Source organism: Bartonella sp. B10 (genome assembly GCF_053794435.1).
On the sequence record NZ_CP200030.1, the window covers coordinates 651,071 to 676,814 of the forward strand.

The following is a 25,744-nucleotide window of genomic DNA, read 5'->3' on the forward strand; positions in this document are numbered from 1 at the left end:
TGAGATAATGTACTATATGATGACATAAATTTTAATTCACATTTACAGTATGATAAAATATAAAAAGCGACATTAGTAACTTTTTTAGAAAAACCATATGTGGCTCGTGGTTTAAACAAATTTAATTTGAACGTTTCAATTCAATGATGTCCCAGAAAAGATTGGCAATATCTGCTCCACCAAAGTGTTTAATTTCACGAATTCCTGTAGGAGATGTAACATTAATCTCTGTTATATAATCTCCAATAACATCAATGCCTACAAGAAGGAGACCCCTTTCCCGCAAAATTGGACCAATACGTTCGCAAATCTCATAATCACGTTTTGTTAAATCAGTATTTTCTGCACGCCCCCCAGCATGCATATTAGAACGAACATCCATTTCTGCCGCAATCCGATTAATTGCTCCAACAGGCGTACCATCAAGCAAAATAATCCGCTTATCTCCTTTTCGTACTGAATCCAAATAACGCTGAACAATAAAAGGCTCACGATAACTTTGTGTAAACATTTCTAAAAGCGATGCAAAATTGCGATCATCCTTTTTCAAATGAAACACCCCCATCCCTCCATTACCATAAAGTGGCTTAATAATAATATCGCCAAACATAGCTCTAAAATCTGTTATTTCCTCAATATCTTTCGTAATTAACGTTTCTGGCATTAAATCAGAAAATTCAGTCACAAAAATTTTTTCTGGACTATTGCGTACCCATATCGGATCATTCACGACAAGCGTTTTAGGATGAATGCGTTCTAATAAATGAGTTGTAGTAATATAATTAAGATCAAAAGGTGGATCTTGGCGTAAAAGAACTACATCCATATCCGTCAATTCTGTACGTACAGACTTACCTAATTGATAATGGTCTCCCTCTTCATCACGCACTGTTAATGATTCTAGTCGTGCAATCACACAACCATCACGCATAGATAAACAGTTTGGTGTATAATGGAAAAGAGAATATCCACGTTCTTGTGCTGCCAAAGCAAGTGAAAATGTTGTATCTCCTTGAATTTTAAGTGTCGAAACATGATCCATTTGAATGGCAATTTTCATAAATAAAACCTCCATATAGCTGACGGTAGACTAGCTGATACGCTAAAATTTAGTAAATAATAAAGGAACTATGGCAGTAGAAAACTCATGATACAAGACAACGCAAGCTCAAGGCAGCACGTATTCTTATTGTTTTACTAATAATTTCGGTATTTTTGTTCAAACCTATCTGACTACTATAAGCCTTAATATCCTTAGAATCACTGATTAGAATATTTTTGGAAGCGCTCATACCTTACAAAGGTAAGAATTATTACCATCATTGTCTATTCTTAAATTTGTTAACTTTAAGAACTACTCTAACATGTGCTGCAAACAAAATCACTCCCATAAACTACTCATTTTACAACATTAAACTGTAAATTCTTTGCAACTAATCTATTGTAGATAATTGATAATATTTTTTATACCCCCTAAGAATAAATTAAACGATTATAGGTAATAAATGCTGTAATTAAAATACCAATGAGTACCAAAATAATCAGTAAAATATTCCAGAGAATATAGGATACTGTTTTTATTGTATCTTCTAATATAATCTGACTCCGTCAATCTTAAATTAAGCCATTCTGATAATTTTGTAAAAAACAAATTATAATAAAAAACTCATAACCCATCGTACTTCTTATTAATGTAGATACTTTTGATATAAGTTAATTTGATTCATGATCTTTATTATCCCCTGGCAGAGGAACAGGATTATCAGATAAACTACGTAAATAAAGCAAAAGATCAGCCCGATCTTGATCATTTTTTATCCCACGAAAAGACATAATTGTTCCCGGAAATGCTCCACGCGGTGATTGCAGATAACGATCCAAAGTCATAAAATCCCATTTTTTATCAGAATTTGCACGTAATGCCCGTGAATAAGTAAACCCCTCTTCTGCCAAAAAAGGACGATTAACTATCTCCCAAAGCGCTGGACCAACGCGACCAGATTCATCACGCCCAGAGGTATGGCATATAGCACATTGACGAAAAATCTTACGTCCATTCTCAAAACTTCCTTGTTGAAGGCGGTCATTCAACGACAAAAAAGGATCAGATATTTTCTGTTCCTCCTTAAGAGTATCGTTTTCTTCAATTTTATGAAGATATTGGATAGACGAAGAACCATCGTAGCCCTTATCACTGAGTATAAAGATTCCAACCAAAACAATCAGCAAAAATAGACAAATGCAGATAAAATAAAAAACTGTCAAGCGTTTCATAAAAATCAAAAAATTAGCATTTTCATTATATTTTTTAATCTAATCTCTTTTTTATAATACACAACATTATAAATGCATCACACACAGCATTTGGAACTTTACGATTATTTTTGAACCGATTATTTTCTACCTATATAGGCTCCAGCCATTCATCCTCCAAAGCACTTACTTAAAATCTCTGTCGAATCAATAACTATTCATGATGCTGAATAAACGAAAAGCTAACTGAGCCATACTATTGTCACACTGGCTCATAACAATATAGATAAAATCGTTACAGCTTATATACACAAATACATCATAAACACATAGCAATCATAAATCTGGATCTTATCGCATTTATAAAGTTTAATCCACATTAGCCCTAAACGACATTATAATACAATTTTGAATGCGCAAAATAATCTGCCAGAGATAACTCATCATAAAATGGTTAGTACCTTACAATTAAAATTATCTAGTGCTCGTAACAAATCTGCATTTTGTACTCTGATTCATTCAAACTCACTTCATCTGTAAATTTTTTCATGGTAATTTAGCGGCATCTAAATAAGACAATTCTCCCATTTCTAAATCCATAAACGAATCTCAGAAATTAGCATATTCTAAGAAAAGTGATAAAATCTAAAAACATTTACAATCCTCTGGATAAGAACTAAGAAACAATGTTCTCTCATTCTTCCTATATTTTTTATTTCTTAACTTGATTTTTCATTCTAAATTGACAATATGGTTTTGGGAGGTTGGTGATGGACGAACCGCTCGCCAACTGGGTCAGGTCTGGAAAGAAGCAGCCCCAACGAGTTTTGGTGCGGGTCATTGTACCATCCTCCTACCTTACCCGCTTGCTAAACGGATCATATTTTTGTTATTATTGAATGTAACATGCCAAATTATGGCAGCATCTGTGTATAATTGAGTAAAAGAACTTATTGTGTTTAGATATGATCTTATTCTTTATTAGAGAACAAATTTATTGAGAAAAAATCCTTTTACATTAGAGTACAATGAAAGGCCTGCCTTTGTATCATTAAAATGTACTCAAAAGAGATTCAAAATTGAAATCGTTAATGGAAAATATGTTGGTAGAAACAACCTATCGCGTTCTTGCTCGAAAATACCGCCCTCAAAATTTCTCTGACCTTATCGGTCAAGAAGCTATGGTACGCACCCTCACTAATGCTTTTGAAACAGGACGCATTGCACAAGCATGGATGCTAACAGGAATTCGCGGAATAGGTAAAACCACAACAGCGCGTATTTTAGCACGTGCATTAAATTACAAAACAAAAGATATAGACCAACCAACTACCGTATTAAATACACTTGGTGAACATTGCACACAAATCATAGAAGGACGCCATATTGATGTTATTGAAATGGATGCAGCTTCACATACGGGCATTGATGATATTCGTGAAATCATTGAGCAAATATGTTATCGTCCTGTTTCTGCACGTTATAAGGTTTATATTATTGATGAAGTACACATGCTATCAACACAAGCATTCAATAGCTTATTGAAAACACTTGAGGAACCACCACAGCATGTGAAATTTATTTTTGCAACGACAGAAATTCGCAAGGTTCCCATTACTATTCTTTCGCGTTGCCAGCGTTTTGATCTACGGCGTATCGAATCTGAAATGTTGATAAAACATTTACACCAAATCGCTAAATACGAAAAAGTAGAAGTAGACAATGAAGCACTCGCTCTGATTGCCCGTGCTGCAGAAGGATCTGTACGCGATGCATTATCTCTCTTTGATCAAGCAATTTCTTATAGCAATAGCAATATAAGTGCTGTTACAGTACGTGCAATGCTAGGATTAGCTGATCAAGCACGTATTATTGACCTTTTTGAATTTATCATGAAAGGCAATATTGTAGATGCATTGCATGAATTACACTATCAATATAACGCTGGTGCTGACCTCCTTGCTATATTGACAGAATTAGCCAATTTTAACCATCTAGTTACACGTTTACGCCTTACACCAAATATAGCAGAGGATTTCTCTCTTACTGAAGATGAGCGTTTAAGAAGCTTAAATTTTTCACAAAAACTTTCCATTCCTATTTTATCCCGAAATTGGCAAATATTGCTGAAAGGTATACAGGAAGTTAGTCAGACTACGCTTCCGCTTCAAGCAACCGAAATGTTATTGATTCGTCTTGCTCACACAGCCGATTTACCAACTCTTAATGAAGCTTTAAAAAGGCTGCATCAAGATAGCATACCGCTTACAATCATCCCACATTCTTCTCATCAAAAATCCACAAAAGCTAGTAATACGACAAAGGTAGTAGATGCATATTCCCATTCTTCTTCACAAATTTCAAACACACCACAAAATCAGACAGATTTAGAAGCATCCTTTAGAAACCAATTAGATGGCTCTTTACAAACAGAGGATTCATCAAAGATTCGAACTCTTAAAGATACAGAATCTTCTGAAATGATAAAGACACTTGAAATGTCTTATTCTATTGACTCTTCTAAAAATATTACAGATTTCCCAGATTTTTCTAAGCAAATAACAGAGGATATAACTGAACAAAAAACCATAACTATTGATTCTTTGCACGATATCATTGAATTAGCTGAACGGTGTAATGATATTCCTTTGAAATTATTTGTGAAAGAATTTGTGCATCCTGTTGCTTTTGAACCAAATCATATCACCATAAGACTTGCTGAAAATTCTCCACATTCACTTGTACGTGATATAGAAAAGATGTTGTCCCAATATACCGGACAACGCTGGACTATAACCCTTGTCAATGAAGGAGGAGGACCAACACTGCATGAAGAGGATGAAGCGGTTCGAAAAATTCTTTTTTCCAATGCGCAAGCAAATCCTGATATTATAAAAATACTCAATCATTTTCCAAAATCAAAAATTGTTGATATTCGCTTGAAGACACAAGCAAATGATCTTGATTTACTCCCTGATACCTTTAAAAATGAAGTCTATATTAATGATGAATAAGGATTCTTTCCTATGCTTGACATGATGAAAAAAGCTAAAGAAATGCAAGAAAAGATGCAACGGATTCAAGAAGAGATGGCTGAGATACAAGCGACTGGAACCGCTGGTGGTGGGCTTGTTAGCATCACTTTAAACGGTAAAAATACCATAACAGCGATCAAAATTGATTCTTCATTAATTAAACCTGAAGAAGCTGAAATTCTAGAAGATCTCATTATGGCAGCTTATAATGAAGCAAAAACAAAAATTGAAATGGCTATTACAGAAAAAACCCAAAGCATAACAGCAGGATTACCACTCCCATCAGGTTTTAAATTCCCGTTCTAATAAATCGGATTTTATTTAATCTTTTGGAATAATAGTATGTCTAAACACATTGTCGGACCTGAAATTGAACGCCTTATTCAGCTGTTAGCACGAATACCAGGTCTTGGTCCGCGTTCAGCACGCCGTGCTGCACTCTACCTAATCAAGAAAAAAGAAATATTACTAGAACCGTTGGGAACTGCCATACAAGTGGCTGCAGATAAAGTTGGTTTTTGTTCTGTTTGTGGAAATGTCGATACAGATGATCCTTGTTCAATTTGTAAAGATCCTCGACGTGATGATACAACAATTATTGTTGTTGAAGATGTTGCTGATCTTTGGGCTCTTGAACGTGCAAGAATTTTAGCAGCACGTTATCATGTATTAGGTGGAAGACTTTCTCCATTAGATGGAATAGGTCCTGATGAGCTTAACATTTCTTCTTTAATACAGCGTGTTGTAAATAATCCAATAACAGAGATTATTTTAGCTGTTAATGCTACTATCGAAGGACAAACAACGGCCCATTATATCACTGATCAACTATCTAAGTTTTCTATTAAAATCACCAGACTTGCTCATGGAGTGCCAGTAGGAGGTGAACTAGATTACCTTGATGATGGAACTTTGGCTGCAGCTTTGCAAGCAAGAACAAGTTTTTAGAATTATTTTCTACTTATCTAGTATCTCTTCTTTTTTATCATAGTTCTTTTATATGAGAAAAAAATTTAAAATGATGCTTAAGAAAAACCTATCCTTTGTAAAAGAAATGTTTCAATTATCCATAAATTTAGCAAGACTGATCTATTTGTGTTGATATAATCAATGCTCATGCACCTACATATTACAACTACAATTTTTAATTTATACAAAGCATTGACATATTTCCGTGTCAGTTGCTTTATATCTGTTTTAGACCTCTCTTTATTTTGCTTTTGCCATTTTTATACTCAATTATGAATTTATTTTACTGTCATGATGCCTATCCACCTTAGTGAATTTATTCATGCAAATAAAAATAGTAAAAAAATACAGTAGGGCTTTTATTCATCATATTATTCCATTAGAATATTCTTATGCTTATCCTTGCCATAGACACTGCTTCGATTTATTGTGCTGTTGCACTTGTTCATAATAAATCTACTGTTGCATGTATTAAAGAACGCATGGATAGAGGACATGCCGAGAAACTTATTGGGTACATTGCACAAATTACTGACAAAGCCAATATAACTTTTAATCAAATTGATCGTATTGCTGTTAACGTTGGTCCTGGATCTTTCACAGGTATACGTGTGGGTGTTGCAACAGCAAGAGCTTTAGCACTAGCACTAAAAATACCATCCATTGGGGTAAGCGCACTTGAAGCATTAGCAGCACAAATAACCAATAAAACCGCCACATCGGCAATTTCTGTTGTAATTGAGGCAGGTCGATCTATGTTCTACCATCAAAATTTTAATGCAGACCTCATACCTTTGGATTACCCTAGCTTAAAAACAATTGAAAATATTATAGAAAATTTACCACAGCCAACTAGACTAACTGGTCCAGCAGCTGATATCATTGCTCTACACATTAAAAACAATAAGATAAACAGAAAAATCATCCTAGACAAAATTGCATGTGAGGCAGCTGATATTATAAATTATGCCTATCTGGCAGCAAGCAAACAACCACACGATCCACCCTGTCCACTCTACTTACGCAGTGCTGATGCAAAAAAACAAACTACCTTTGCTTTACCACGAAAAAAATAATGGCCAAGTTTTTATTAAGAGAAAAGAATTTTAGAATTTCTCCACTCAAGACCAGTGATAGTAGTCTTCTCCACCAAATTCATCAACAGTGTTTTATCTTTTCTTGGGATAAACAGGCGTTTGATGATTTTTTAAAAGATCCCTATATTTTTGGATACAAAGCTTATTTCACTGGTAAACATGATCAAATTTTAGGCTTTTGTCTGTGCCGTCTCATTCTTGATGAAGCAGAAATAATAACAATCACTGTCCATCCTCATTTCCGCAGACAAGGAATTGGTAGTTTACTCATCAATAGTACATTTCGCCATCTTCATAATGAACGTGCTGTAAAATTATTCCTAGAAGTAGAAGAAGCTAATCTTTCTGCCTTAAGACTCTATAAACGTTTTGAATTTCAAAAAATTTCTAAACGCCCTGCCTACTATCAATCCCAAAATGGATACATAGATGCAATTGTCATGCAAAAAACTTTTGAGCAAATAGATTGAGATTTGAGTAAAAAATGTTTAAATGTGCACTATGAAACAAGTTAATTCTAAAAATGCTCTCCCTGTTACTCCTAAAAAGGTTTTTATAAAAACCTATGGATGTCAAATGAATGTTTATGATAGCCAACGAATGAGTGATAGTCTTAGTTCACAGGGTTATGTTGCTACACAAACACCACATGACGCTGACCTTATTCTTGTTAATACTTGCCATATTCGTGAAAAAGCAGCAGAAAAGCTGTACTCTGATCTTGGTCGCTTGCGAATTATGCGTCAAGAACGTACACCTGATAAACCTTTAATGATCGGTGTTACCGGTTGTGTTGCACAAGCTGAAGGAAATGAAATTTTACGCCGTGCACCAACCGTAGATCTTGTCATTGGTCCACAAATGTATCATCGTTTGCCAGACTTATTAAAACAGGCTAAAGAAGGAAAGAAAATCGTCCAAACAGATTACGCTGTTGAGGATAAATTTGCCCATTTGCCGCCTCATAATAAACATGCTGTAAAAAAGCGTGGTGTTAGTGCGTTTTTAACAGTACAAGAGGGCTGCGATAAATTTTGTACCTTTTGCGTTGTTCCTTATACACGGGGTGCAGAAATATCACGTCCTGTTGAACAAATTAGTGACGAAGCCCGTCAACTCATTGACGCTGGTGTTAAAGAAATTACGCTACTCGGACAAAATGTAAATGGTTGGCACGGACAAAATGCTAATGGACAAACTTGGCGCCTTGGAGATCTTCTTTATCATCTCGCTAAACTTAATGGTTTAGAGCGTCTGCGCTACACAACTAGCCATCCACGCGATATGGATGATAGTCTTATTGCTGCACACCGCGATCTTGATATACTAATGCCTTACCTGCATCTTCCCGTTCAATCAGGTTCTGATCGTATTCTAAAAGCTATGAACCGCCAACACAAGAGTATTCATTATCTTAATCTCATAGAAAAAATTCGTGCTGCACGACCTGATATTGCTTTTTCAGGTGATTTTATTGTAGGATTTCCGGGAGAAACAGACGAGGATTTTGAAGAAACCATCAAACTTGTTAAGCAGGTGGAGTATAGTTCAGCCTATTCTTTCAAATATTCACCTCGACCTGGAACAGTTGGTGCAACCATGAAGAATCATATTGATGAGCCTGTAAAAAATACCCGCCTTCAATGTTTACAAGCTCTTCTTCTTGATCAACAAAATGCCTTTTTACGCTCTAAAGTTGGTCAGACAACCAATGTTCTCATTGAAAAATCCGGCCGTCACTCTGGACAAATGGTAGGACGCTCACCTTGGTTGCTACCTGTTGTGGTCGATACAGAAGCCCCTATTGGTACTGTTATGACAGTTCATATTAAAGATGCAAGTTCAAATAGTTTTATCGGTGAAACAGTAAACATGTAAACACACCTTTGATACCTTTCTAATGTCTTGTACACAATATAGATTTTAGAAAATTATCTAAGTTTAAAAGGAAGTGATCGCACCTAAAATTTATACTTTATGAAACAAATATTACTTTTATGAAGTTTACCCCTGAAAATATTTAAGACTCAATCAATATGGGAGAACAGGTTGAAAGCTTCAACCGAAAAACTAAGACGCATTAAAGAAAAAGTAAGTACGTCAGACATTAACCACGTTGTTTTCATTTTTGAAAATAACAAATATGCGAAAGCAGTTTTTGGTAAACTTGATGAGAATCTTTCTTATCTTGAGAAAAAGCTTAATCTTAGTATTTATCCACGCGGCAATGAAATTTCAATCTATGGAAAAACTGCTGACACAAAGCATGCACAATATATATTACAACAGCTTTATGAACTTGCAAAAACACGTAAAGAGCTCACTTTATCAGATATAAAAGAAGCGGCTACCATGATAAATCTGTCACAAGAACAGCAAGAATCGCAAACAACAATTAAACCTGTAACAAAACGTATACATGCACAATTGAGTACCCGTAAAAAGATAATCCACGCTAAAACACCTGCGCAAGACGCATACATACGTGCAATGGAGCATAATGAACTTGTTTTTGGTGTAGGACCCGCAGGAACAGGAAAAACGTATCTTGCTGTTGCATACGCTGCAATGCTACTAGAACAAGGTATCATTGAACGAATTATCTTATCACGTCCTGCCGTTGAAGCTGGAGAACATCTTGGATTTCTTCCCGGAGACCTCAAAGAAAAAGTTGATCCATATTTAAGACCGCTTTATGATGCTCTCTATGATATGATGCCAATCGAAAAGGTCGAACGTATTTTGGCTTCTGGTGTCATAGAGATTGCTCCTCTTGCTTTCATGCGTGGACGAACACTTTCTCATGCAGTTGTCATTCTTGATGAAGCACAAAATACTACACGTATGCAGATGAAAATGTTCCTTACACGCCTTGGAGAAGGAACACGAATGGTTGTCACTGGCGATATAAGCCAAATTGATTTGCCCACAGGACAAAAATCAGGTTTAATGGAAGCAATACGCCTTCTCTCCAATATAGAAAATATTGCAATAATTCATTTTGATGAAAAAGATGTTGTACGACATCCCCTTGTCGCCTCTATTGTTCGCGCTTACGATAGTGATTCTTGTGTGCAAAACAAAGAAATACCACTTTCATACCCATTATAAAAAAAGTGAATTTTATTTATCATGATTGCTATTGATATAACCATTAAAAGTCCTCAGTGGAATGATAAAAAAATGCTTTATAATATCACCGAAAAAGCATTAACAGCTACGATGCATCATATTGCATTAGAAAATATTGTAAGTGAAGTAAGCTTGCTTTTTACAGATAACAAACATATAGCACAAATTAATGCTCAATGGCGCAATCAAGATAAACCAACCAATGTGTTATCTTTTCCTGCTTTTCCTGTTAAAGCTGGACAACCTCCAGGGCCGATGCTCGGCGATATCGTTATTGCACAAGAAACTGTTGCGCTTGAAGCAAAAGCAGAAGGAAAATCATTTCAGGATCACCTAACACATATGATTGTTCATGGTACCCTCCACCTCCTTGGCTATAATCATGAAACAAGTGATGAAGCTCATAAAATGGAAAGGCTTGAAAGAGAAATTCTTCAAAAGCTTTCCATAAAAGATCCCTATACTGAGTTGTCATAAAATGATAAAATTTAAAGCATCTCGTATATCTGTTATAAAAAGGAAATTTAGAATATTTTAGAATCATGGCAGACAAAGTTAATGTACAAAGTAATAGTCAAACACCTTCTGGTATTGAAGAACATCCTCCTAAACAAACAAATAATACGGAAAAATATTCCCTGATAAATCATTTATTCTCGTTTTTACGTAGTCGTAATTATACATCGCTGCGTGATGATCTTACCGTTGCGCTAGCAACAGATAATAAAAAAGATGCAGATCTATTTTCACCTGAAGAACGTATTATGCTTCATAATATCTTACGCTTGCGCGAAGCGCGCATTGATGATGTCATGATTCCACGTTCTGAAATTAAGGCATTGGAAATAAACACCTCTCTTGGAGAAGCTCTTAAATATTTTGCAAGGATTGGTCATTCTCGCATACCTGTCTATGCGGAAACATTAGATGACCCATGGGGCATGATTCACATTCGCGATATCCTTAATTATATAACTCGATTTATTACTAAATCAGCGAAAACTACACAAACATCTGATTTGCTTAAATTAAACCATACAGATTTGCATATTCCAATTGGTAAATTAGATTTAATTCGAAAGGTTCTCTTCGTTCCCAGTTCTATGCTAGCAAGCAAATTATTAACACGTATGCAAGCTACACGAACACAAATGGCTTTGGTTATAGATGAACACGGTGGTACAGACGGTTTAGTTTCTATGGAGGATATTGTCGAATTAGTTGTTGGTGACATAGAAGATGAACATGATAATGTTGATAATGCTATTGTGCGCGAACTCAATGATAAATGGCTTGTTGATGCGAGAACTGAATTAGAAGATGTGGAAAAAGCTCTTGGCCCTGATTTTATCGTAGGAGAATATGGTGATGAAGTTGATACTATTGGTGGCCTAATTGTTTCCATTCTGGATCGCATTCCTGCAAAAGATGAAGTTATTGACGCCATACCTGGTTATCGATTTCGCATTTTAGAAGCGGATAAACGCCGGATTAAGCTATTGCACATTTTTCGCATTCCAGAAAATGAAAATTTTAAGAAAAATGCTACTGTTGAAGAATAGCCAAGCGTTTTTTAGTAACTTCATACTACTTTTACTTTCTGTTACGGACTGGAAACGGCAGGTATTTGTTTTTGTATGTGGTGCATTTACATCTTTTGCGCTTCCACCTTTTTATTTAACACCTATCTGCTTTTTAACTTTTCCTATTTTTGTTATTTTGCTCGATGGAATAAGTACTATTCAGAACAATAAGAAACGCCTTCTAACCTATACTCTAAGCTGTGGAATTTTTGGCTTTGGTTATTTTATTTGCAGCCTTTGGTGGTTGAGTAATGCTCTGTTAACAGACCCTGTTACTTTCGGTTGGATGATACCATTTGCTATTTTTGGTCCTCCTATCTACCTTTCTCTTTATTGGCTTGTTGCTGGCTTTATTGTTGGTTTATTATGGACAAAGGGAATATCACGCTTCTTTGTTTTAGCTTTTGCGCTAGGATTAGTAGAATGGTTACGTGCCATTCTCTTCACTGGATTTCCATGGAATGCTCTTGGTTATACAGCAATGCCAACCCCTATGCTCATGCAATCTAATGCAATCATAGGGCTGTATGGAATGAACATTCTTGTTGTTTTAGTTTACAGTTTACCTACTGTTTTATTAACCGATGAAAAAAAACTATCAGCACTTTCTATTTGCTTATCACTTATATTATTCCACAGTGGTTTTGGATTTTATCGCCTCAATACCGCACCTGATATAACTGACTATAAAAAAAGTAATTATTGGGTACGCATCATACAGCCTTCTATCCAACAAGACTCAAAACTGAGCAATACTACACCAGAAGATATATTTTCTACCCATATAAACCTGAGTGTAATGCCAACAAATGATCAAGATCCACAACCTGACTTTATCATATGGCCAGAAGCATCTATTCCTTATATCTTCAATAATTCACCTGCTCTCACAGAACGCATTTCATCCTTTCTCAAACCTGAACAGTGGGCTATTGTTGGTGCCGTGCGCATGAGCAATGATTCTTCCAATACTAAAGCTCAGTATTTTAATACCATTGTAGTTATTAATGCCAATGGTGATATTCTTAATACTTCAGATAAATTGCACCTAGTTCCTTTTGGTGAGTATCTTCCTTATCAAAACTTGTTTAATAAAATTGGATTACGTGCTCTTTCTGATAATATTGGTGGATATAGCGCTGCTAGCGTACGCAAAACTGTCATAATACCAAACGGTTTTTCTTACCTTCCATTGATTTGTTATGAAGCAATATTCCCAAATGAAATGACTTTTAAAGGTCCCTCTCCTCAAGCAATGATTAACGTAACAAATGATGCGTGGTTTGGAGCGACACCTGGACCATATCAACATTTTCAACAAACACAGCTTCGTGCAGTTGAATTGGGAATTCCCCTTATACGAGCAGCCAATAATGGAATATCGGCTGTCATTGATTCTTATGGACGAATCGTTGTAGCTCTTAAGCAGAATGCTGTTGGTGTTATTGATTCGCCGATTCCACCACCGATTACCCCTTTATGGAGCAACGAATACAGAATATTCTTCACTTTTATCTTATTCATTCTTATGCTACTGTGTCGCGTCAGTTTTGGTTTTACAAAACGATTTAAATAATCGGGTGCCCGTGTACGATGTTATGCGTACCAGTAACATTGGGAAGAAATATTACATATTATCTAGTTGTATGATAGATCGGCTTCACATAAATCTGATATTGGTTTGGAAGTAAGGTGCTGAAAATAAAGAGTTATATTATGACCGAAACAAAAAAAAAACCTGATCCTATAGATATCTACGTCGGAACCCGTATTCGTTTGCGTCGTAATATTTTAGGACTAACCCAAGAAAAATTGGGGGAAAAACTTGGTGTCACTTTTCAACAAATCCAAAAATATGAAAAAGGTATAAACCGTATTGGCGCCAGTCGCCTTCAGGCAATTGCAGAAATTATGGATGTACCTGTCTCTTATTTTTTTGACAAAGGAATCGGTACCCAGCATGTTGAAGGCTTTGCCGAAAATGATAGCAATTTTATAGATTTTTGCTCAAGTAGTGAAGGAATCCAGCTCATGCGAGCCTTTACTAATATATCTGATGTTAAAGTGCGTCGAAAAATCATTGACTTGGCAAAAGCACTTTCTGAAGAAGACCTGACAAACAAGCTATAAAACAATAATATATCTTTTCTCTCTATCACCTCATAAATTAACATTGACGATTTACCATAATATTTGCAAATAGAGGTAACTTTCACAAACAACTAATCCAGAGTGTTGGTTTTTTTTTTTGAAGGAGCTCCTATGCTGTATCAAGATTATCTTTTTACCAGTGAATCAGTATCGGAGGGACACCCTGATAAGATTTGTGATCGTATTTCTGATGAAATCGTTGATATGGTCTATAAAGAAGCTAAAAAAACTGGTACCGATCCGTGGTTGGTACGCATCGCTTGCGAAACTTTAGTAAGTGTAAACCGCGTTGTTATTGCGGGTGAAGTGCGTGTCCCCGATACACTTTTAAAAAGAAATAAGAATAGGGAGTTTATCTATGACGAAACTGGATTCCCACTCATTAATCCCACTCGATTTCGTGCGGTAGCGCGCCGTGCTATTCGTGCAATTGGTTACGAACAAGCAGGTTTTCACTGGAAAACCGTTAAGATTGATGTCCTTTTGCGCCCTCAATCAGCTGATATTGCAAGAGCTGTTGATAATGCCGCGGATCGGTTTGGAGAAGAAGGAGCAGGTGATCAAGGAATTATGTTCGGATATGCTTGCCGTGAAACACCAGATTTTATGCCCGCACCCATTTATTATGCACATAAGATTCTAAAATTGCTATCTGCAGCCCGTCATAAAAAGGAAGGAGAAGCTAGAAAATTAGGACCAGACGCAAAAAGCCAAATAACAATACGGTATAAAAATGGAAAACCAATTGAAGTAACATCTATCGTTCTTTCAACACAGCATTTAGATGAAAGTTGGGATTCAAATAAAGTACGCACAGTAGTTGAACCTTATATTCGTCAGGCCTTGCATGATATTCCCATTTCTAATAAATGCAGTTGGTATATTAACCCAACAGGAAAGTTTGTTATCGGTGGTCCAAGAAGTGATGCAGGATTAACGGGACGTAAAATCATCGTTGATACTTATGGAGGAGCTGCTCCCCATGGTGGAGGAGCTTTTTCAGGAAAAGATACAACAAAAGTTGATCGTTCTGCAGCTTATGCTGCACGCTATCTAGCTAAAAATATTGTTGCAGCTGATTTAGCGGAGCGATGTACCATTCAACTGTCTTACGCAATCGGCATTGCACAACCTTTATCTATTTACATTAATCTTCATGGGACAGGAAAAGTCGATGAAAGTGTTCTTGAAGCTGCAATCCGTAAAATAATGGATCTTTCACCTACAGGTATTCGCAAACATCTTGGCCTTAATAAACCTATTTATACAAAAACAGCTGCTTACGGTCATTTTGGACGCAAACCAAAACGTGATGGTTCATTTTCATGGGAAAAAACTGATCTTATTCAAGCACTTAAAACAACGATTAAAACATTATGATTGTACATAACGCACGTGCATGTAAATCTTTTTTTGGTCGCAGACAAGGCAAACGGCTAAGGGATCATCAACTTGCACGTATAAAAACGCTTCTTCCAACCTTTAACATTGATTTAAATAACCCTCCCCCTTCAGATTTAACATCCTTATTTTTTAGCAAAGTAAAAGAAGTTCGTCTAGAAATTGGTTTTGGTGGAGGTGAGCATTTACTCCATGAAATGGAATATTTTCCACAAACCGGATTTATTGGTATAGAACCCTTTGTCAATGGAATAGCAAAAATATTAATGTCCATTGAACAGCATAAACAGCACCAAGCTCGTCTTCGCCTTTATAATGATGATGCCGTACATCTTCTTGATTGGCTTCCAGATGCATCACTTGATGGAATAGATCTCTTTTACCCTGATCCATGGACAAAAAAAAGGCATTGGAAACGGCGCTTCGTTAATACAAAAAATCTTAACCGTTTTGCTCGAGTTCTCAAGACAGGAAAAAAATTTCGCTTTACTAGCGACATAGAAGATTACGTAAACTGGACTATATACCATTGTACACAACATCACAGCTTTGAATGGGCAGCAACAACCCCTAAGGACTGGAAAAATCCTTATCCTCTATGGCTAAGCACTCGCTATGAAGCAAAAGCTTTACGCGAAGGACGCACTCCCACTTATCTTACTTTTATTAGAAAATAAACAATAAAGCGCTTTTATTATAAACAGCTTGAAAAATTTTAAATTTAAGGGTATCAACAGGTAAGTTCTCGGTTGTGTGATGAGGAGTGGGTTGTTGGGATCCGCTCTTTTTTAATGTCATAAAATCAACGAGACAAATTTGGATAAGATATATGAACAAAACTGAAATAATAAGCGATATCGATGAACCACGTCTGTTTGAAGAAAATGGCGTTGAAGCACACGTTGCTGCTCTTATTATACCATTGCTTAAGCCCTTAGGTTTTCGTTTGGTTCGTGTAAAACTCCTTGGCTTAAATGGCGTGACACTTCAAATCATGGCTGAACGCGTTGATGGCTCCATGACAATAGAGGACTGTGAAACTGTTAGTCGAACTATTTCACCCCTCCTTGATGTACAGAATATTATTGAACGTCAATATCATTTAGAAATATCATCTCCTGGAATTGATCGCCCGTTGGTAAGAAAATCTGATTTTTTACATTGGCAAAATCATATTGTGAAAATTGAAACAAAGATGACAATTGAGGGGCGCCGCAAATTTCGTGGAATACTTGCAAATATTACACAAGATGGCTTTACCCTAAATTATGATAAAGCTACTCATAGTGAAGCAATGTGTGTTTCTATTTCTTTTGACAACATCATCGATGCGCATTTGGTACTCACCGATGATCTTATTAACGAAACATTGAGAAAAAATAAAAATTTAAGTCAACAATTAATTTCCGAAAATAATTCTAACGTCTCAAAACAGGCGCCAAATTAAAAGAATTAATATCACTGGGATCAATGCCAATTATATGGCGCAAAAAAGGAGAAAATTGATGGCTATAAGCGCTAACAAGCTTGAAATTCTGCAAATTGCGGATGCTGTTGCACGTGAAAAGTCAATTGACCGTGAAATTGTCATTTCTGCAATGGCCGATGCCATTCAGAAAGCAGCACGTTCTCGTTATGGTCAAGAGACCAATATTCGTGCTGAAATTAATTCCAAAACAGGTGAAATTAAATTACAACGTCTGCTTAAAATTGTAGATATTGTTGAAGATTATACAACTGAAATTTCTTTGTCCGATGCTCTTAAACGCCAATCGGATGCAAAGATTGGTGATTTTTTTTCTGATCTCTTACCTCCCATGGATTTTGGGCGTATTGCAGCACAGTCTGCTAAACAGGTAATTGTACAAAAAGTACGTGATGCAGAACGTGATCAACAATATGAAGAATTCAAAAATAAAATTGGTGAAATTGTTTCTGGTACGGTAAAACGTGTAGAATATGGCAATGTTATCGTTGATTTGGGGCGTGGTGAAGCTATCGTACGGCGTGATGAATTAATTCCGCGTGAATCTTTTCGCTATGGAGATCGTATTCGTGCTTTTGTTAGTGATGTGCACCGTGAACCACGGGGGCCTCAAATTTTCCTTTCACGTACGCATCCCCAATTTATGGTGAAACTTTTTACCATGGAAGTCCCAGAAATTTACGATGGTATCATAGAAATTAAATCCGTTGCCCGTGATCCAGGTTCACGTGCTAAAATTGCTGTTGTTTCACGCGATGGTTCAATTGATCCTGTTGGAGCTTGTGTAGGAATGCGCGGAAGTCGTGTTCAAGCCGTTGTTGCAGAGTTACAAGGCGAAAAAATTGATATTATTCCTTGGTCACCAGATGCTGCAGTATTTATTGTTAATGCGCTACAACCTTCCGAAGTTTCCAAGGTTGTCCTCGATGAAGATGCAGAGCGTATTGAAGTCGTCGTACCCGATGATCAACTCAGCCTTGCTATTGGTAGACGTGGACAAAATGTTCGTTTAGCTTCACAGCTCACAGGATGGAATATCGATATCCTAACGGAACAGGAAGAATCTGAAAATCGTCAAAAAGAGTTTACTGAGCGCAGTAAATTATTCATGGAATCTTTAGATGTCGATGAAATGATCGGTCAGGTTATGGCATCAGAAGGATTTTCTTCTATTGAAGAAATTGCTTATATCAATATTGAAGAAATCGCTTCTATCGATGGTTTTGATCATGAAACTGCAGTAGAAATCCAGAGCCGTGCACGTGAATATCTAGAACACAAAGAAAAAGAGCTTGATGAAAAACGCAAAAAACTTGGTGTTTCCGACGAATTAAGAACACTTCCTGGAATGACAAGTGCTATGTTGGTTGCAATTGGTGAAGATGGTGTAAAAACAATGGAAGATTTTGCAGGATATGCAGTCGATGATTTAGCCGGATGGAGAGAGCGTAAAGAAGGTCAAGTACAAAGCTTTTCTGGTATTCTTACCCCTTTTGATATTACACGTTCCGATGCAGAAGCTATGGTTTTAGCTGCACGTGTACAAGCAGGATGGATAGACAAAGATGATCTCGTTAAAGAAAGTCTTGCAGAAAATCAAGAAATCGATAATTTGAATGTGGATCATTGCTAAATGAATGAACGAACCTGCATTGTCACAAAAAAAAATGCCCCAGCAAAAGCGATGATTCGTTTTGTTGTTGATCCAAACAATCGAATTATACCTGATCTAAAATGCAATTTGCCTGGACGTGGCGTATGGATCTCTGCTCACCATTCGATTATTGAGAAAGCGATAAAACAGAAATCCTTTAACAAGAGTTTTAAAACAGATGTTGAGGTTGCATCGAATCTTGCGCAAATTGTAGATTTACTTTTGCTAAAGTCTGCGCTTGGAAGCTTTTCTATGGCGCGAAAAGCAGGTGCCGTTGTTACAGGAATGGTGAAAGTTAGTGAAGCTATTCGCTCTGATCAAGTCATTCTTGTGCTACACGCTAAAGAAGCTACGGAAGATGGAAAACGAAAAATTTTACAAGCAATTCATACAATACAACAACAAAAAAATCGGAATATAAAAATACTGTCTTTGTTTACAAGTAGTGAAATGAGTGTGGCTTTTGGAGCAAATCCTGTAATGCATGCAGCCTTATTGAACAAGAATGCTGCAGAAGGATTTCTCAAAACGATATACAAACTCATTTCTTATCGTGACGACAAGCACAATCATCCCGATGAGATGACGGCACAATCCGTGAAGGAAATACAATGAGTGAAAATAATAGTGATAAAACAACGATAAAGAGGACACTGACTTTAAAACGGTCAATCTTGGAAACAAGCGCAGTTAAACAAAATTTAAGCCATGGCCGCACGAAAGCTGTGGTTGTCGAAACCAAAAGGCGTAAAATTACACGCTCTGATGAAAAATCTGAAATAGCACAGCCAATTACTAAACCGCACGTGGCTCCTCAACGCTCTAAACCAAGATTCAAAGAGGCAAAGCTGAGTGAATCTGTGACAAAAAATAACCTCTCATCAGCTGAAATGGAAGCGAGGTTTCGTGCACTAGAAGAAGCACATATCCAAGAAAAAATAATACGTGAACAAGCTGAAGAACAAGAAAGACAGGATAGAGAACGAGAAGAAAGCTTACAGCAAACAGTTGAAGAAACAAAAGTAGATCTAGAAAATGAAAGTCCAGAAATACATGATCTGCCCATTTCTTCTCCTATTTCTTTAATAGAAGCTATAGATATTCCTATAGATATCCCTGTTACGCCTAAAAATCCAACTATGATTGAAAAGCGTAAAATAGATGACAATAAGGATGATGACAAACCTAGCCGACGTGCTAACCCTGCTAAATCAGAAATGCGTGCACCTAAAGTTATGAAAAGTTCTGATGAGCGGCGTCGTGGAAAAATTACCCTCAATAGCGCATTAGATGAGGAAGGTAGTGCACGTGGGCGATCTATGGCTGCTATGCGTCGCAGACAGGAAAAATTTAAACGTGCACAAAATCAAGAACCAAGAGAAAAAATTTCTCGTGAAGTTATTCTGCCTGAAACTATTACTATTCAAGAACTTGCACAGCGTATGGCTGAACGTTCTGTTGATGTGATTAAATTTTTAATGAAACAGGGACAAATGATGAAACCCGGCGATGTTATTGATGCAGATGTCGCGGAGCTCATTGCCGTAGAATTCGGCCATACCGTTAAACGTGTTTTAGAATCTGACATAGAAGAAGGCATCTTTAATATAACTGATAATCCTCAAAAGATGCAACAACGCCCACCGGTCGTAACAATTATGGGTCATGTTGACCACGGAAAAACCTCCCTTCTTGATGCAATTCGAAAAGCAAATGTTGTTTCTGGTGAAGCGGGTGGTATTACACAGCATATTGGTGCTTATCAAGTAGAGCAAAATGGTCAAAAAATTACTTTTATTGATACACCTGGGCATGCTGCCTTTACGGCAATGCGTGCTCGTGGAGCTCGTGTTACAGATATTGCTGTTCTTGTCGTAGCAGCTGATGATAGTGTCATGCCGCAAACAATTGAATCAATCAATCATGCAAAAGCAGCTGGTGTGCCAATTATTGTAGCCATCAACAAAATTGATAAACCAGCCGCTGATGCACAAAAAGTGCGCACAGAACTTCTGCAACATGAAGTATTTGTTGAGTCTATGGGTGGAGAAACTTTAGAAGTTGAAGTTTCTGCCAAGACTGGTCAAAATCTTGATAAACTTCTTGAAGCTATTCTCCTGCAAGCTGAGATTCTTGACTTAAAAGCAGATCCTAAACGAACAGCAGAAGGTGTTGTCATTGAAGCAAAATTAGATAGAGGTCGTGGATCTGTTGCAACAGTTCTTGTTCAAAAAGGCACATTGCATCCCTCCGATATTATTGTTGCTGGTAATGAATGGGGTCGTGTACGTGCCTTGATTGATGATCACGGACGCCATATCAAAGAGGCCGTCCCGTCTACGCCTATAGAGATTTTAGGTATGCAAGGAACACCTCAAGCTGGTGACCGATTTGCAGTTGTTTCTCATGAAACAAAAGCACGAGAAATCGCTGAATATCGTCAAAGATTAGCACGAGACAAAGCTGTAGCACGGCAAACTGGTTCTCGTGGTTCTCTTGAACAGATGATGACTAAACTACAAACCACTGGTGTTAAAGAATTTCCTCTTATTGTTAAAGGAGATGTGCAAGGGTCAATTGAAGCAATCTCTTCAGCATTAGAAAAACTAGGAAATGAGGAAGTGCGTGCACGAATTGTGCATTCTGGTGCTGGAGGTATCACTGAAAGTGATATTTCTCTTGCTGAAGCTTCAAATTCTGCTGTGATTGGCTTTAATGTTCGAGCTAATAAACAAGCGCGTGCTTTAGCCAAAACACAAGGAATTGAGATCCGCTATTATAACATCATCTATGATCTTGTAGATGATATAAAAGCAGCAATGTCAGGATTACTTTCACCAGAGCAACGTGAAACATTCCTTGGGAATGCTGAAATTTTAGAAGTATTTAGCATTACAAAAACTGGAAAAGTTGCTGGATGTCGCGTTACAGAAGGTAAAATAGAACGAGGAGCAGGTGTTCGCCTTATTCGTGATAACATTGTTATTCATGAAGGAAAACTCAAAACACTCAAACGCTTTAAAGAAGAAGTTAATGAAGTACAAAGTGGTCAAGAATGTGGCATAGCATTCGAAAATTATGAAGACATGTGTGTAGGAGACATCATTGAAACCTTCCGTATCGAACATATCAACCGCACATTATAAAATAATTTAGTAACTTTATCCTATATAGAATGAGAAAAGTTATTGAATTTCACATGCAGTATCTCTGTTCTTTCTTATTCCTTAAGATTGTGAAAAAAGAGCACCTGTAATAAAGGCAAGATTTTATGAAAAATGCAGAGCCATCACACAGACAATTAAGGGTAGGAGAACAAGTTCGCCATGCATTGGCTTATATACTACAGAAAGGTATTTTACTTGATGACATTTTAAAGGATGTGATAATTTCTATCTCTGAAGTACGCATGTCACCGGATCTAAAAATTGCTACCTGCTTTGTTTTTCCTCTGAGCACTCTGAAGAATAATTCTCATACCGATATCATTAATATTTTAAATAAACATAGCCGTTTTATTCGTGGAGAAATAAGTCATTCATTGAGGCAGATGAAATATATGCCTGAATTACGTTTTCGATTGGACAGCAGTTTTGACAATTTTGCAAAAATTGATGATCTTCTTCGCTTACCTGAAGTAGCGCGTGATCTTCGCCATAATGATGAATTTGAGGATTAAACACATGACACGGCAACGTAAAAGAAAAGGCCGTCCCGTTTCTGGGTGGGTAATATTTGATAAACCCAAAGGAATGAGATCAACAGAAGCTGTTTCACAAATTAAGTCGCTGTTTAATGCACAAAAAGCTGGACATGCTGGTACACTGGATCCGCTGGCGTCTGGTCTACTACCAATTGCATTAGGTGAAGCAACTCAAACTGTTCCCTATGTTATGAGAGGCATAAAAACTTACCGTTTTCACGTTTCTTGGGGAGAAGAGCGTACAACAGATGATTTGGAAGGTGAAATTACTAAAACATCTACCAAACATCCAACACAAGAAGAAATACTTGCCCTTCTTCCTAAATACACGGGTGTTATTTTTCAAATCCCCCCACAATTTTCCGCAATCAAAATCAGCGGCAATCGCGCCTATGATCTGGCACGTAAAGGTCAAGTCGTTGAAATTTTACCACGCAAAATAGAAATCAAAACTTTTAAATTAATAGAAACCTCTACAAAGAAATATTCTGTCTTTGAAGTAACATGTGGAAAAGGAACCTATGTGCGATCCTTAGCGCGCGATATGGGACGTGATCTCAATTGCTATGGATATATTTCTGATTTAAGACGAACTGCAGTAGCACCCTTTTGTGAAAATGATCTTGTCACATGGGATGATTTAAAAGCAGTATCAACCGATACAAGCATCATCAATGAAGATGATTCTATTCCAAAAAAAAACTTTGCAACACTTGATAAACTATTAATTAAAACAGGCGCTGCACTAGATTGTCTCTCTCACTATACCCTTAACACACACCAAGCAAAACAAGTAATAAAAGGCAACCCAGTATTTCTTAATGATTATAATGAACTGATCGATGAAGATGAAGTTTGTGTCATTTATGAAAACCAACTTCTTGCTATAGGTTCTCTTGATAAAAAGCAATTTAAACCAAAGCGGATTTTTACACTTTAACAAATAACTTCTAACAACAATGTCTTATACAAGAAGAGATTATTACATTGACCAATAAAGTAATTTTATTTCTACTATCTTATACATCTGATTTTTATAATCAAAGTAAGTGATCGCTAGAAGACTTTAAATGCATTTCATTGATCTGCGGGATCGTTTGCCGTTCAATCATACGGTGTACTCTTATACCGTTAGGTGCATAATTCAAGTTCTGTAAATGCCTATTTACCTCTGCATCCGCTTTTGTGCGACGGTGGTTATGGCGCAAATAATCTACCCACGTTGGCATATGATAAGCTTCTGTCCAACATTCAGGCTTTTCAAGGTCACGTAAAAGAACCCATTGGCGAGCACCATCACGTAAACGAATATGACGACGACGTGTCATAACTTTAAGAAATTCTTCCAGATCATTTTCGTGAATTTGATAATCAATCATAATCATGATTGGACCACTTCGTGCTTTTAAATCAAGCAAAAGCTCTGGTTCTCTAAAATGGTCAAGCGGATCAAGATCTATCTGTGGAATTTCATGAACTTTAAGTTTTATCCCTATAAGAGCTCCAAAAACCAAAAATACAGCACAAACACTCAACGCAATAGTCGGAGAATAACCATCAGCTAATATACCCCAAATTGCACTTCCAATGGCCATGCCACCATAAGATGCAGTTTGATAAAGCGCTAAAGCACGTGCAACAACCCAGCGTGGTGTAGAAAGCTGTACAGATGTATTAAATAAAGATAACGCTAAAACCCAACATAATCCAGCAGGAAACAAGACAAGATGGCTTATAATCAATGAACGACTTATTGCTAAAAAAAAGCAAGAACAAGCAAAACCAATAAATGCGCCTGAAATAACCATTTCTGAACTAAAATAATGACGTACATATGCATTAATAAAACCAGCTGTAATTGCGCCTAAACCAAAACAACCAAGCAATGTGCCGTAAAGAATGGCGCTTCCTCCAAGGATTTTATGCACAATAACCGGCAATAGCGCTAAAATAGAAATCGCTCCAATACCAAATAGGAACGCTCTAACCATAATATTGAGAAGGTTAGGTGACATTATAACATAACGCAAACCATCTGCAACCGCCCCAAAGAGTCTTTCCCGTGGCAATATATTGTGTTTATAGCTAGGCTTCCAAAGAAATAAAGCAACAATTAAAGGAATATAACTTATCACATTAAACAAAAAAGCTGCTGTTATACCAAAAACAGCAATTACAATACCACCGATAGCAGGACCTATACTGCGCATCAAATTAAAGCCAACACTGTTTAAATTAACAGCAGCAGGAATATTCTCTCTGCTTACAATATCACCTATTGTTGCTTGCCAAGAAGGGTTATAAAAAGCGTTTCCACATCCAATCAAAAACGCCAAGAACAACAAAATCAAGGGTGTTAGAAATTCCATATAGGATAAAATAACTAAATTAATTGATACAATCATCGTCATAATCTGTGCATACAACATAATTTGACGCCGGTTAAAATTATCAGCTAATGCCCCTGCCATCAAAGACAATATCACAAGCGGTAAAGTTGTAGCACTTTGAACAAACCCGACCATAGAATGAGAAGAACTAATCAACGCCATCAACCAACCTACTCCGATTGCCTGTATAAGCCCCCCTAAATTAGACACAAGCGTGGCCGACCACAAATTTCGAAATGTTGAATTATGAAAAAGTTTTAATATTGAAATGCTCTGCATCTTTTGCTCCAAACCGGTATTCTATAAATTTTGTTACCATACATACGCTATGCAAAGCAGCAATCTTTGTATAATCAAGGAATGCACAATTTTTTGGAAAGCTCTCATAAAATAGCTTAAAAATCAATATTTCAAAATTAAACCACTCATAAAAGAAGATTCTCAAGGTGCTTTCAAGGACTAGCATTTTAATCTTCTTTCCTATATAAACACCAAAGCAAGTGAGAGTATTCAGCTCTTCTTGTTTTTTCGTTAACCCCTGCTGAACGACATCTTGGCTGTGGGGATTTTTGTGTTTCTTTGTTTTTTGAAAGGATAATATGATGTCGATTACAGCCGAACGCAAAAAAGCTCTTATCGCAGAATACGCAAACAATGCCAGTGATACCGGATCACCAGAGGTGCAAGTCGCTGTGCTCTCTGAACGTATTTCTAATTTAACTAATCATTTTAAATCTCACAAAAAGGATAACCATTCTCGCCGTGGTCTTTTAAAGATGGTATCTCAACGCCGCCGTCTTCTTGATTACCTCAAAGACAGTGACCAAAATCGTTATCAGATACTTATCGAAAAGTTAGGTTTACGTCGCTAAAAGGAAAGTGGATGGATT

General features: G+C 36.8%; 24 protein-coding genes and 1 other RNA gene. 21 read left to right on the forward strand and 4 right to left on the reverse strand.

Annotated features, from left to right (window positions below; all coding sequences use genetic code 11):
• Positions 1-121: 121 nt before the first annotated feature.
• Together gshB and V3565_RS02675 are read right to left on the reverse strand one after the other, a co-directional pair.
• On the reverse strand, positions 122-1,060 hold the full coding sequence (gene gshB / locus V3565_RS02670; RefSeq protein WP_455478766.1) for a glutathione synthase: 939 nt from the start codon (positions 1,058-1,060) through the stop codon (positions 122-124).
• Between the two features lie 653 nt (positions 1,061-1,713).
• Positions 1,714-2,274 (reverse strand): c-type cytochrome, encoded by a 561-nt coding sequence (locus V3565_RS02675; RefSeq protein ID WP_455478767.1) that lies wholly within the window; start codon positions 2,272-2,274, stop codon positions 1,714-1,716.
• A 738-nt stretch (positions 2,275-3,012) separates the two neighbouring features.
• Here V3565_RS02675 and ffs point away from each other — a divergent pair.
• The 20 genes from ffs to truB all read left to right on the forward strand — a co-directional run bounded on the left by ffs (position 3,013) and on the right by truB (position 23,404).
• Positions 3,013-3,110: signal recognition particle sRNA small type (gene ffs, locus V3565_RS02680), an RNA gene on the forward strand.
• A gap of 234 nt (positions 3,111-3,344) precedes the next feature.
• Entirely contained in the window at positions 3,345-5,267 is a 1,923-nt protein-coding gene (locus V3565_RS02685; RefSeq protein ID WP_455478851.1) for a DNA polymerase III subunit gamma/tau, read from the forward strand.
• Positions 5,268-5,279: 12 nt separating this feature from the next.
• The gene (locus V3565_RS02690) at positions 5,280-5,594 is read left to right on the forward strand and encodes a YbaB/EbfC family nucleoid-associated protein (RefSeq protein WP_455478768.1); all 315 of its coding nucleotides are present in this window, start codon (positions 5,280-5,282) and stop codon (positions 5,592-5,594) included.
• A gap of 36 nt (positions 5,595-5,630) precedes the next feature.
• Positions 5,631-6,236, forward strand: coding sequence for a recombination mediator RecR (gene recR, locus V3565_RS02695; protein WP_455478769.1), 606 nt, complete (start codon positions 5,631-5,633; stop codon positions 6,234-6,236).
• 413 nt (positions 6,237-6,649) lie between these two features.
• Positions 6,650-7,333, forward strand: coding sequence for a tRNA (adenosine(37)-N6)-threonylcarbamoyltransferase complex dimerization subunit type 1 TsaB (tsaB, locus tag V3565_RS02700; protein ID WP_455478770.1), 684 nt, complete (start codon positions 6,650-6,652; stop codon positions 7,331-7,333).
• Positions 7,333-7,824 (forward strand): ribosomal protein S18-alanine N-acetyltransferase, encoded by a 492-nt coding sequence (rimI, locus tag V3565_RS02705; RefSeq protein ID WP_455478771.1) that lies wholly within the window; start codon positions 7,333-7,335, stop codon positions 7,822-7,824. The genes tsaB and rimI overlap by 1 nt, the downstream gene beginning before the upstream one ends.
• Before the next feature lie 31 nt (positions 7,825-7,855).
• Positions 7,856-9,232 (forward strand): tRNA (N6-isopentenyl adenosine(37)-C2)-methylthiotransferase MiaB, encoded by a 1,377-nt coding sequence (miaB, locus tag V3565_RS02710; protein WP_455478772.1) that lies wholly within the window; start codon positions 7,856-7,858, stop codon positions 9,230-9,232.
• Between the two features lie 171 nt (positions 9,233-9,403).
• Entirely contained in the window at positions 9,404-10,465 is a 1,062-nt protein-coding gene (locus V3565_RS02715) for a PhoH family protein (protein ID WP_455478773.1), read from the forward strand.
• A gap of 21 nt (positions 10,466-10,486) precedes the next feature.
• Positions 10,487-10,963 (forward strand): rRNA maturation RNase YbeY, encoded by a 477-nt coding sequence (ybeY, locus tag V3565_RS02720; RefSeq protein WP_455478774.1) that lies wholly within the window; start codon positions 10,487-10,489, stop codon positions 10,961-10,963.
• 65 nt (positions 10,964-11,028) lie between these two features.
• Positions 11,029-12,048, forward strand: coding sequence for a hemolysin family protein (locus tag V3565_RS02725; protein WP_455478775.1), 1,020 nt, complete (start codon positions 11,029-11,031; stop codon positions 12,046-12,048).
• Positions 12,011-13,645 (forward strand): apolipoprotein N-acyltransferase, encoded by a 1,635-nt coding sequence (gene lnt / locus V3565_RS02730; protein WP_455478776.1) that lies wholly within the window; start codon positions 12,011-12,013, stop codon positions 13,643-13,645. The genes V3565_RS02725 and lnt overlap by 38 nt, the downstream gene beginning before the upstream one ends.
• Positions 13,646-13,785: 140 nt before the next feature.
• Positions 13,786-14,199, forward strand: coding sequence for a helix-turn-helix domain-containing protein (locus V3565_RS02735; protein WP_455478777.1), 414 nt, complete (start codon positions 13,786-13,788; stop codon positions 14,197-14,199).
• Positions 14,200-14,331: 132 nt separating this feature from the next.
• Entirely contained in the window at positions 14,332-15,600 is a 1,269-nt protein-coding gene (gene metK / locus V3565_RS02740; RefSeq protein ID WP_455478778.1) for a methionine adenosyltransferase, read from the forward strand.
• Positions 15,597-16,298, forward strand: coding sequence for a tRNA (guanine(46)-N(7))-methyltransferase TrmB (locus V3565_RS02745; protein WP_455478779.1), 702 nt, complete (start codon positions 15,597-15,599; stop codon positions 16,296-16,298). The genes metK and V3565_RS02745 overlap by 4 nt, the downstream gene beginning before the upstream one ends.
• A 152-nt stretch (positions 16,299-16,450) precedes the next feature.
• Entirely contained in the window at positions 16,451-17,068 is a 618-nt protein-coding gene (rimP, locus tag V3565_RS02750; protein WP_455478780.1) for a ribosome maturation factor RimP, read from the forward strand.
• A gap of 58 nt (positions 17,069-17,126) precedes the next feature.
• Positions 17,127-18,740, forward strand: a complete 1,614-nt coding sequence (gene nusA / locus V3565_RS02755; RefSeq protein WP_455478781.1) for a transcription termination factor NusA — start codon at positions 17,127-17,129, stop codon at positions 18,738-18,740.
• Positions 18,741-19,376: an RNA-binding protein gene (locus V3565_RS02760; RefSeq protein ID WP_455478782.1), complete on the forward strand. Its 636-nt coding sequence runs from the start codon at positions 18,741-18,743 to the stop codon at positions 19,374-19,376.
• Positions 19,373-21,907, forward strand: coding sequence for a translation initiation factor IF-2 (gene infB / locus V3565_RS02765; protein ID WP_455478783.1), 2,535 nt, complete (start codon positions 19,373-19,375; stop codon positions 21,905-21,907). The genes V3565_RS02760 and infB overlap by 4 nt, the downstream gene beginning before the upstream one ends.
• 125 nt (positions 21,908-22,032) lie before the next feature.
• The gene (gene rbfA, locus V3565_RS02770; RefSeq protein WP_455478784.1) at positions 22,033-22,440 is read left to right on the forward strand and encodes a 30S ribosome-binding factor RbfA; all 408 of its coding nucleotides are present in this window, start codon (positions 22,033-22,035) and stop codon (positions 22,438-22,440) included.
• A gap of 4 nt (positions 22,441-22,444) precedes the next feature.
• Positions 22,445-23,404, forward strand: a complete 960-nt coding sequence (truB, locus tag V3565_RS02775) for a tRNA pseudouridine(55) synthase TruB (RefSeq protein WP_455478785.1) — start codon at positions 22,445-22,447, stop codon at positions 23,402-23,404.
• 100 nt (positions 23,405-23,504) lie between these two features.
• Here the strand turns inward: truB and V3565_RS02780 are convergent, their stop codons facing one another.
• Entirely contained in the window at positions 23,505-25,133 is a 1,629-nt protein-coding gene (locus tag V3565_RS02780; RefSeq protein ID WP_455478786.1) for an MFS transporter, read from the reverse strand.
• Positions 25,099-25,479 (reverse strand): hypothetical protein, encoded by a 381-nt coding sequence (locus tag V3565_RS02785; RefSeq protein WP_455478787.1) that lies wholly within the window; start codon positions 25,477-25,479, stop codon positions 25,099-25,101. Before V3565_RS02785 ends, V3565_RS02780 begins: the two co-directional genes overlap by 35 nt.
• Between V3565_RS02785 and rpsO the strand changes: the two genes are divergently transcribed.
• Positions 25,457-25,726, forward strand: a complete 270-nt coding sequence (rpsO, locus tag V3565_RS02790; protein ID WP_455478788.1) for a 30S ribosomal protein S15 — start codon at positions 25,457-25,459, stop codon at positions 25,724-25,726. The two genes, V3565_RS02785 and rpsO, sit on opposite strands and share 23 nt — an antisense overlap.
• Positions 25,727-25,744 lie beyond the last annotated feature (18 nt).

Bases quoted from the DNA above. Each gene is read 5' to 3' on its own strand.
- gshB (WP_455478766.1), bottom strand. From the start codon at position 1,060: ATGAAAATTGCCATTCAAATGGATCATGTTTCGACACTTAAAATTCAA.
- V3565_RS02675 (WP_455478767.1), bottom strand. From the start codon at position 2,274: ATGAAACGCTTGACAGTTTTTTATTTTATCTGCATTTGTCTATTTTTG.
- V3565_RS02685 (WP_455478851.1), top strand. From the start codon at position 3,345: ATGGAAAATATGTTGGTAGAAACAACCTATCGCGTTCTTGCTCGAAAA.
- V3565_RS02690 (WP_455478768.1), top strand. From the start codon at position 5,280: ATGCTTGACATGATGAAAAAAGCTAAAGAAATGCAAGAAAAGATGCAA.
- recR (WP_455478769.1), top strand. From the start codon at position 5,631: ATGTCTAAACACATTGTCGGACCTGAAATTGAACGCCTTATTCAGCTG.
- tsaB (WP_455478770.1), top strand. From the start codon at position 6,650: ATGCTTATCCTTGCCATAGACACTGCTTCGATTTATTGTGCTGTTGCA.
- rimI (WP_455478771.1), top strand. From the start codon at position 7,333: ATGGCCAAGTTTTTATTAAGAGAAAAGAATTTTAGAATTTCTCCACTC.
- miaB (WP_455478772.1), top strand. From the start codon at position 7,856: ATGAAACAAGTTAATTCTAAAAATGCTCTCCCTGTTACTCCTAAAAAG.
- ybeY (WP_455478774.1), top strand. From the start codon at position 10,487: ATGATTGCTATTGATATAACCATTAAAAGTCCTCAGTGGAATGATAAA.
- V3565_RS02725 (WP_455478775.1), top strand. From the start codon at position 11,029: ATGGCAGACAAAGTTAATGTACAAAGTAATAGTCAAACACCTTCTGGT.
- lnt (WP_455478776.1), top strand. From the start codon at position 12,011: ATGAAAATTTTAAGAAAAATGCTACTGTTGAAGAATAGCCAAGCGTTT.
- V3565_RS02735 (WP_455478777.1), top strand. From the start codon at position 13,786: ATGACCGAAACAAAAAAAAAACCTGATCCTATAGATATCTACGTCGGA.
- metK (WP_455478778.1), top strand. From the start codon at position 14,332: ATGCTGTATCAAGATTATCTTTTTACCAGTGAATCAGTATCGGAGGGA.
- V3565_RS02745 (WP_455478779.1), top strand. From the start codon at position 15,597: ATGATTGTACATAACGCACGTGCATGTAAATCTTTTTTTGGTCGCAGA.
- rimP (WP_455478780.1), top strand. From the start codon at position 16,451: ATGAACAAAACTGAAATAATAAGCGATATCGATGAACCACGTCTGTTT.
- nusA (WP_455478781.1), top strand. From the start codon at position 17,127: ATGGCTATAAGCGCTAACAAGCTTGAAATTCTGCAAATTGCGGATGCT.
- V3565_RS02760 (WP_455478782.1), top strand. From the start codon at position 18,741: ATGAATGAACGAACCTGCATTGTCACAAAAAAAAATGCCCCAGCAAAA.
- infB (WP_455478783.1), top strand. From the start codon at position 19,373: ATGAGTGAAAATAATAGTGATAAAACAACGATAAAGAGGACACTGACT.
- rbfA (WP_455478784.1), top strand. From the start codon at position 22,033: ATGAAAAATGCAGAGCCATCACACAGACAATTAAGGGTAGGAGAACAA.
- truB (WP_455478785.1), top strand. From the start codon at position 22,445: ATGACACGGCAACGTAAAAGAAAAGGCCGTCCCGTTTCTGGGTGGGTA.
- V3565_RS02780 (WP_455478786.1), bottom strand. From the start codon at position 25,133: ATGCAGAGCATTTCAATATTAAAACTTTTTCATAATTCAACATTTCGA.
- rpsO (WP_455478788.1), top strand. From the start codon at position 25,457: ATGTCGATTACAGCCGAACGCAAAAAAGCTCTTATCGCAGAATACGCA.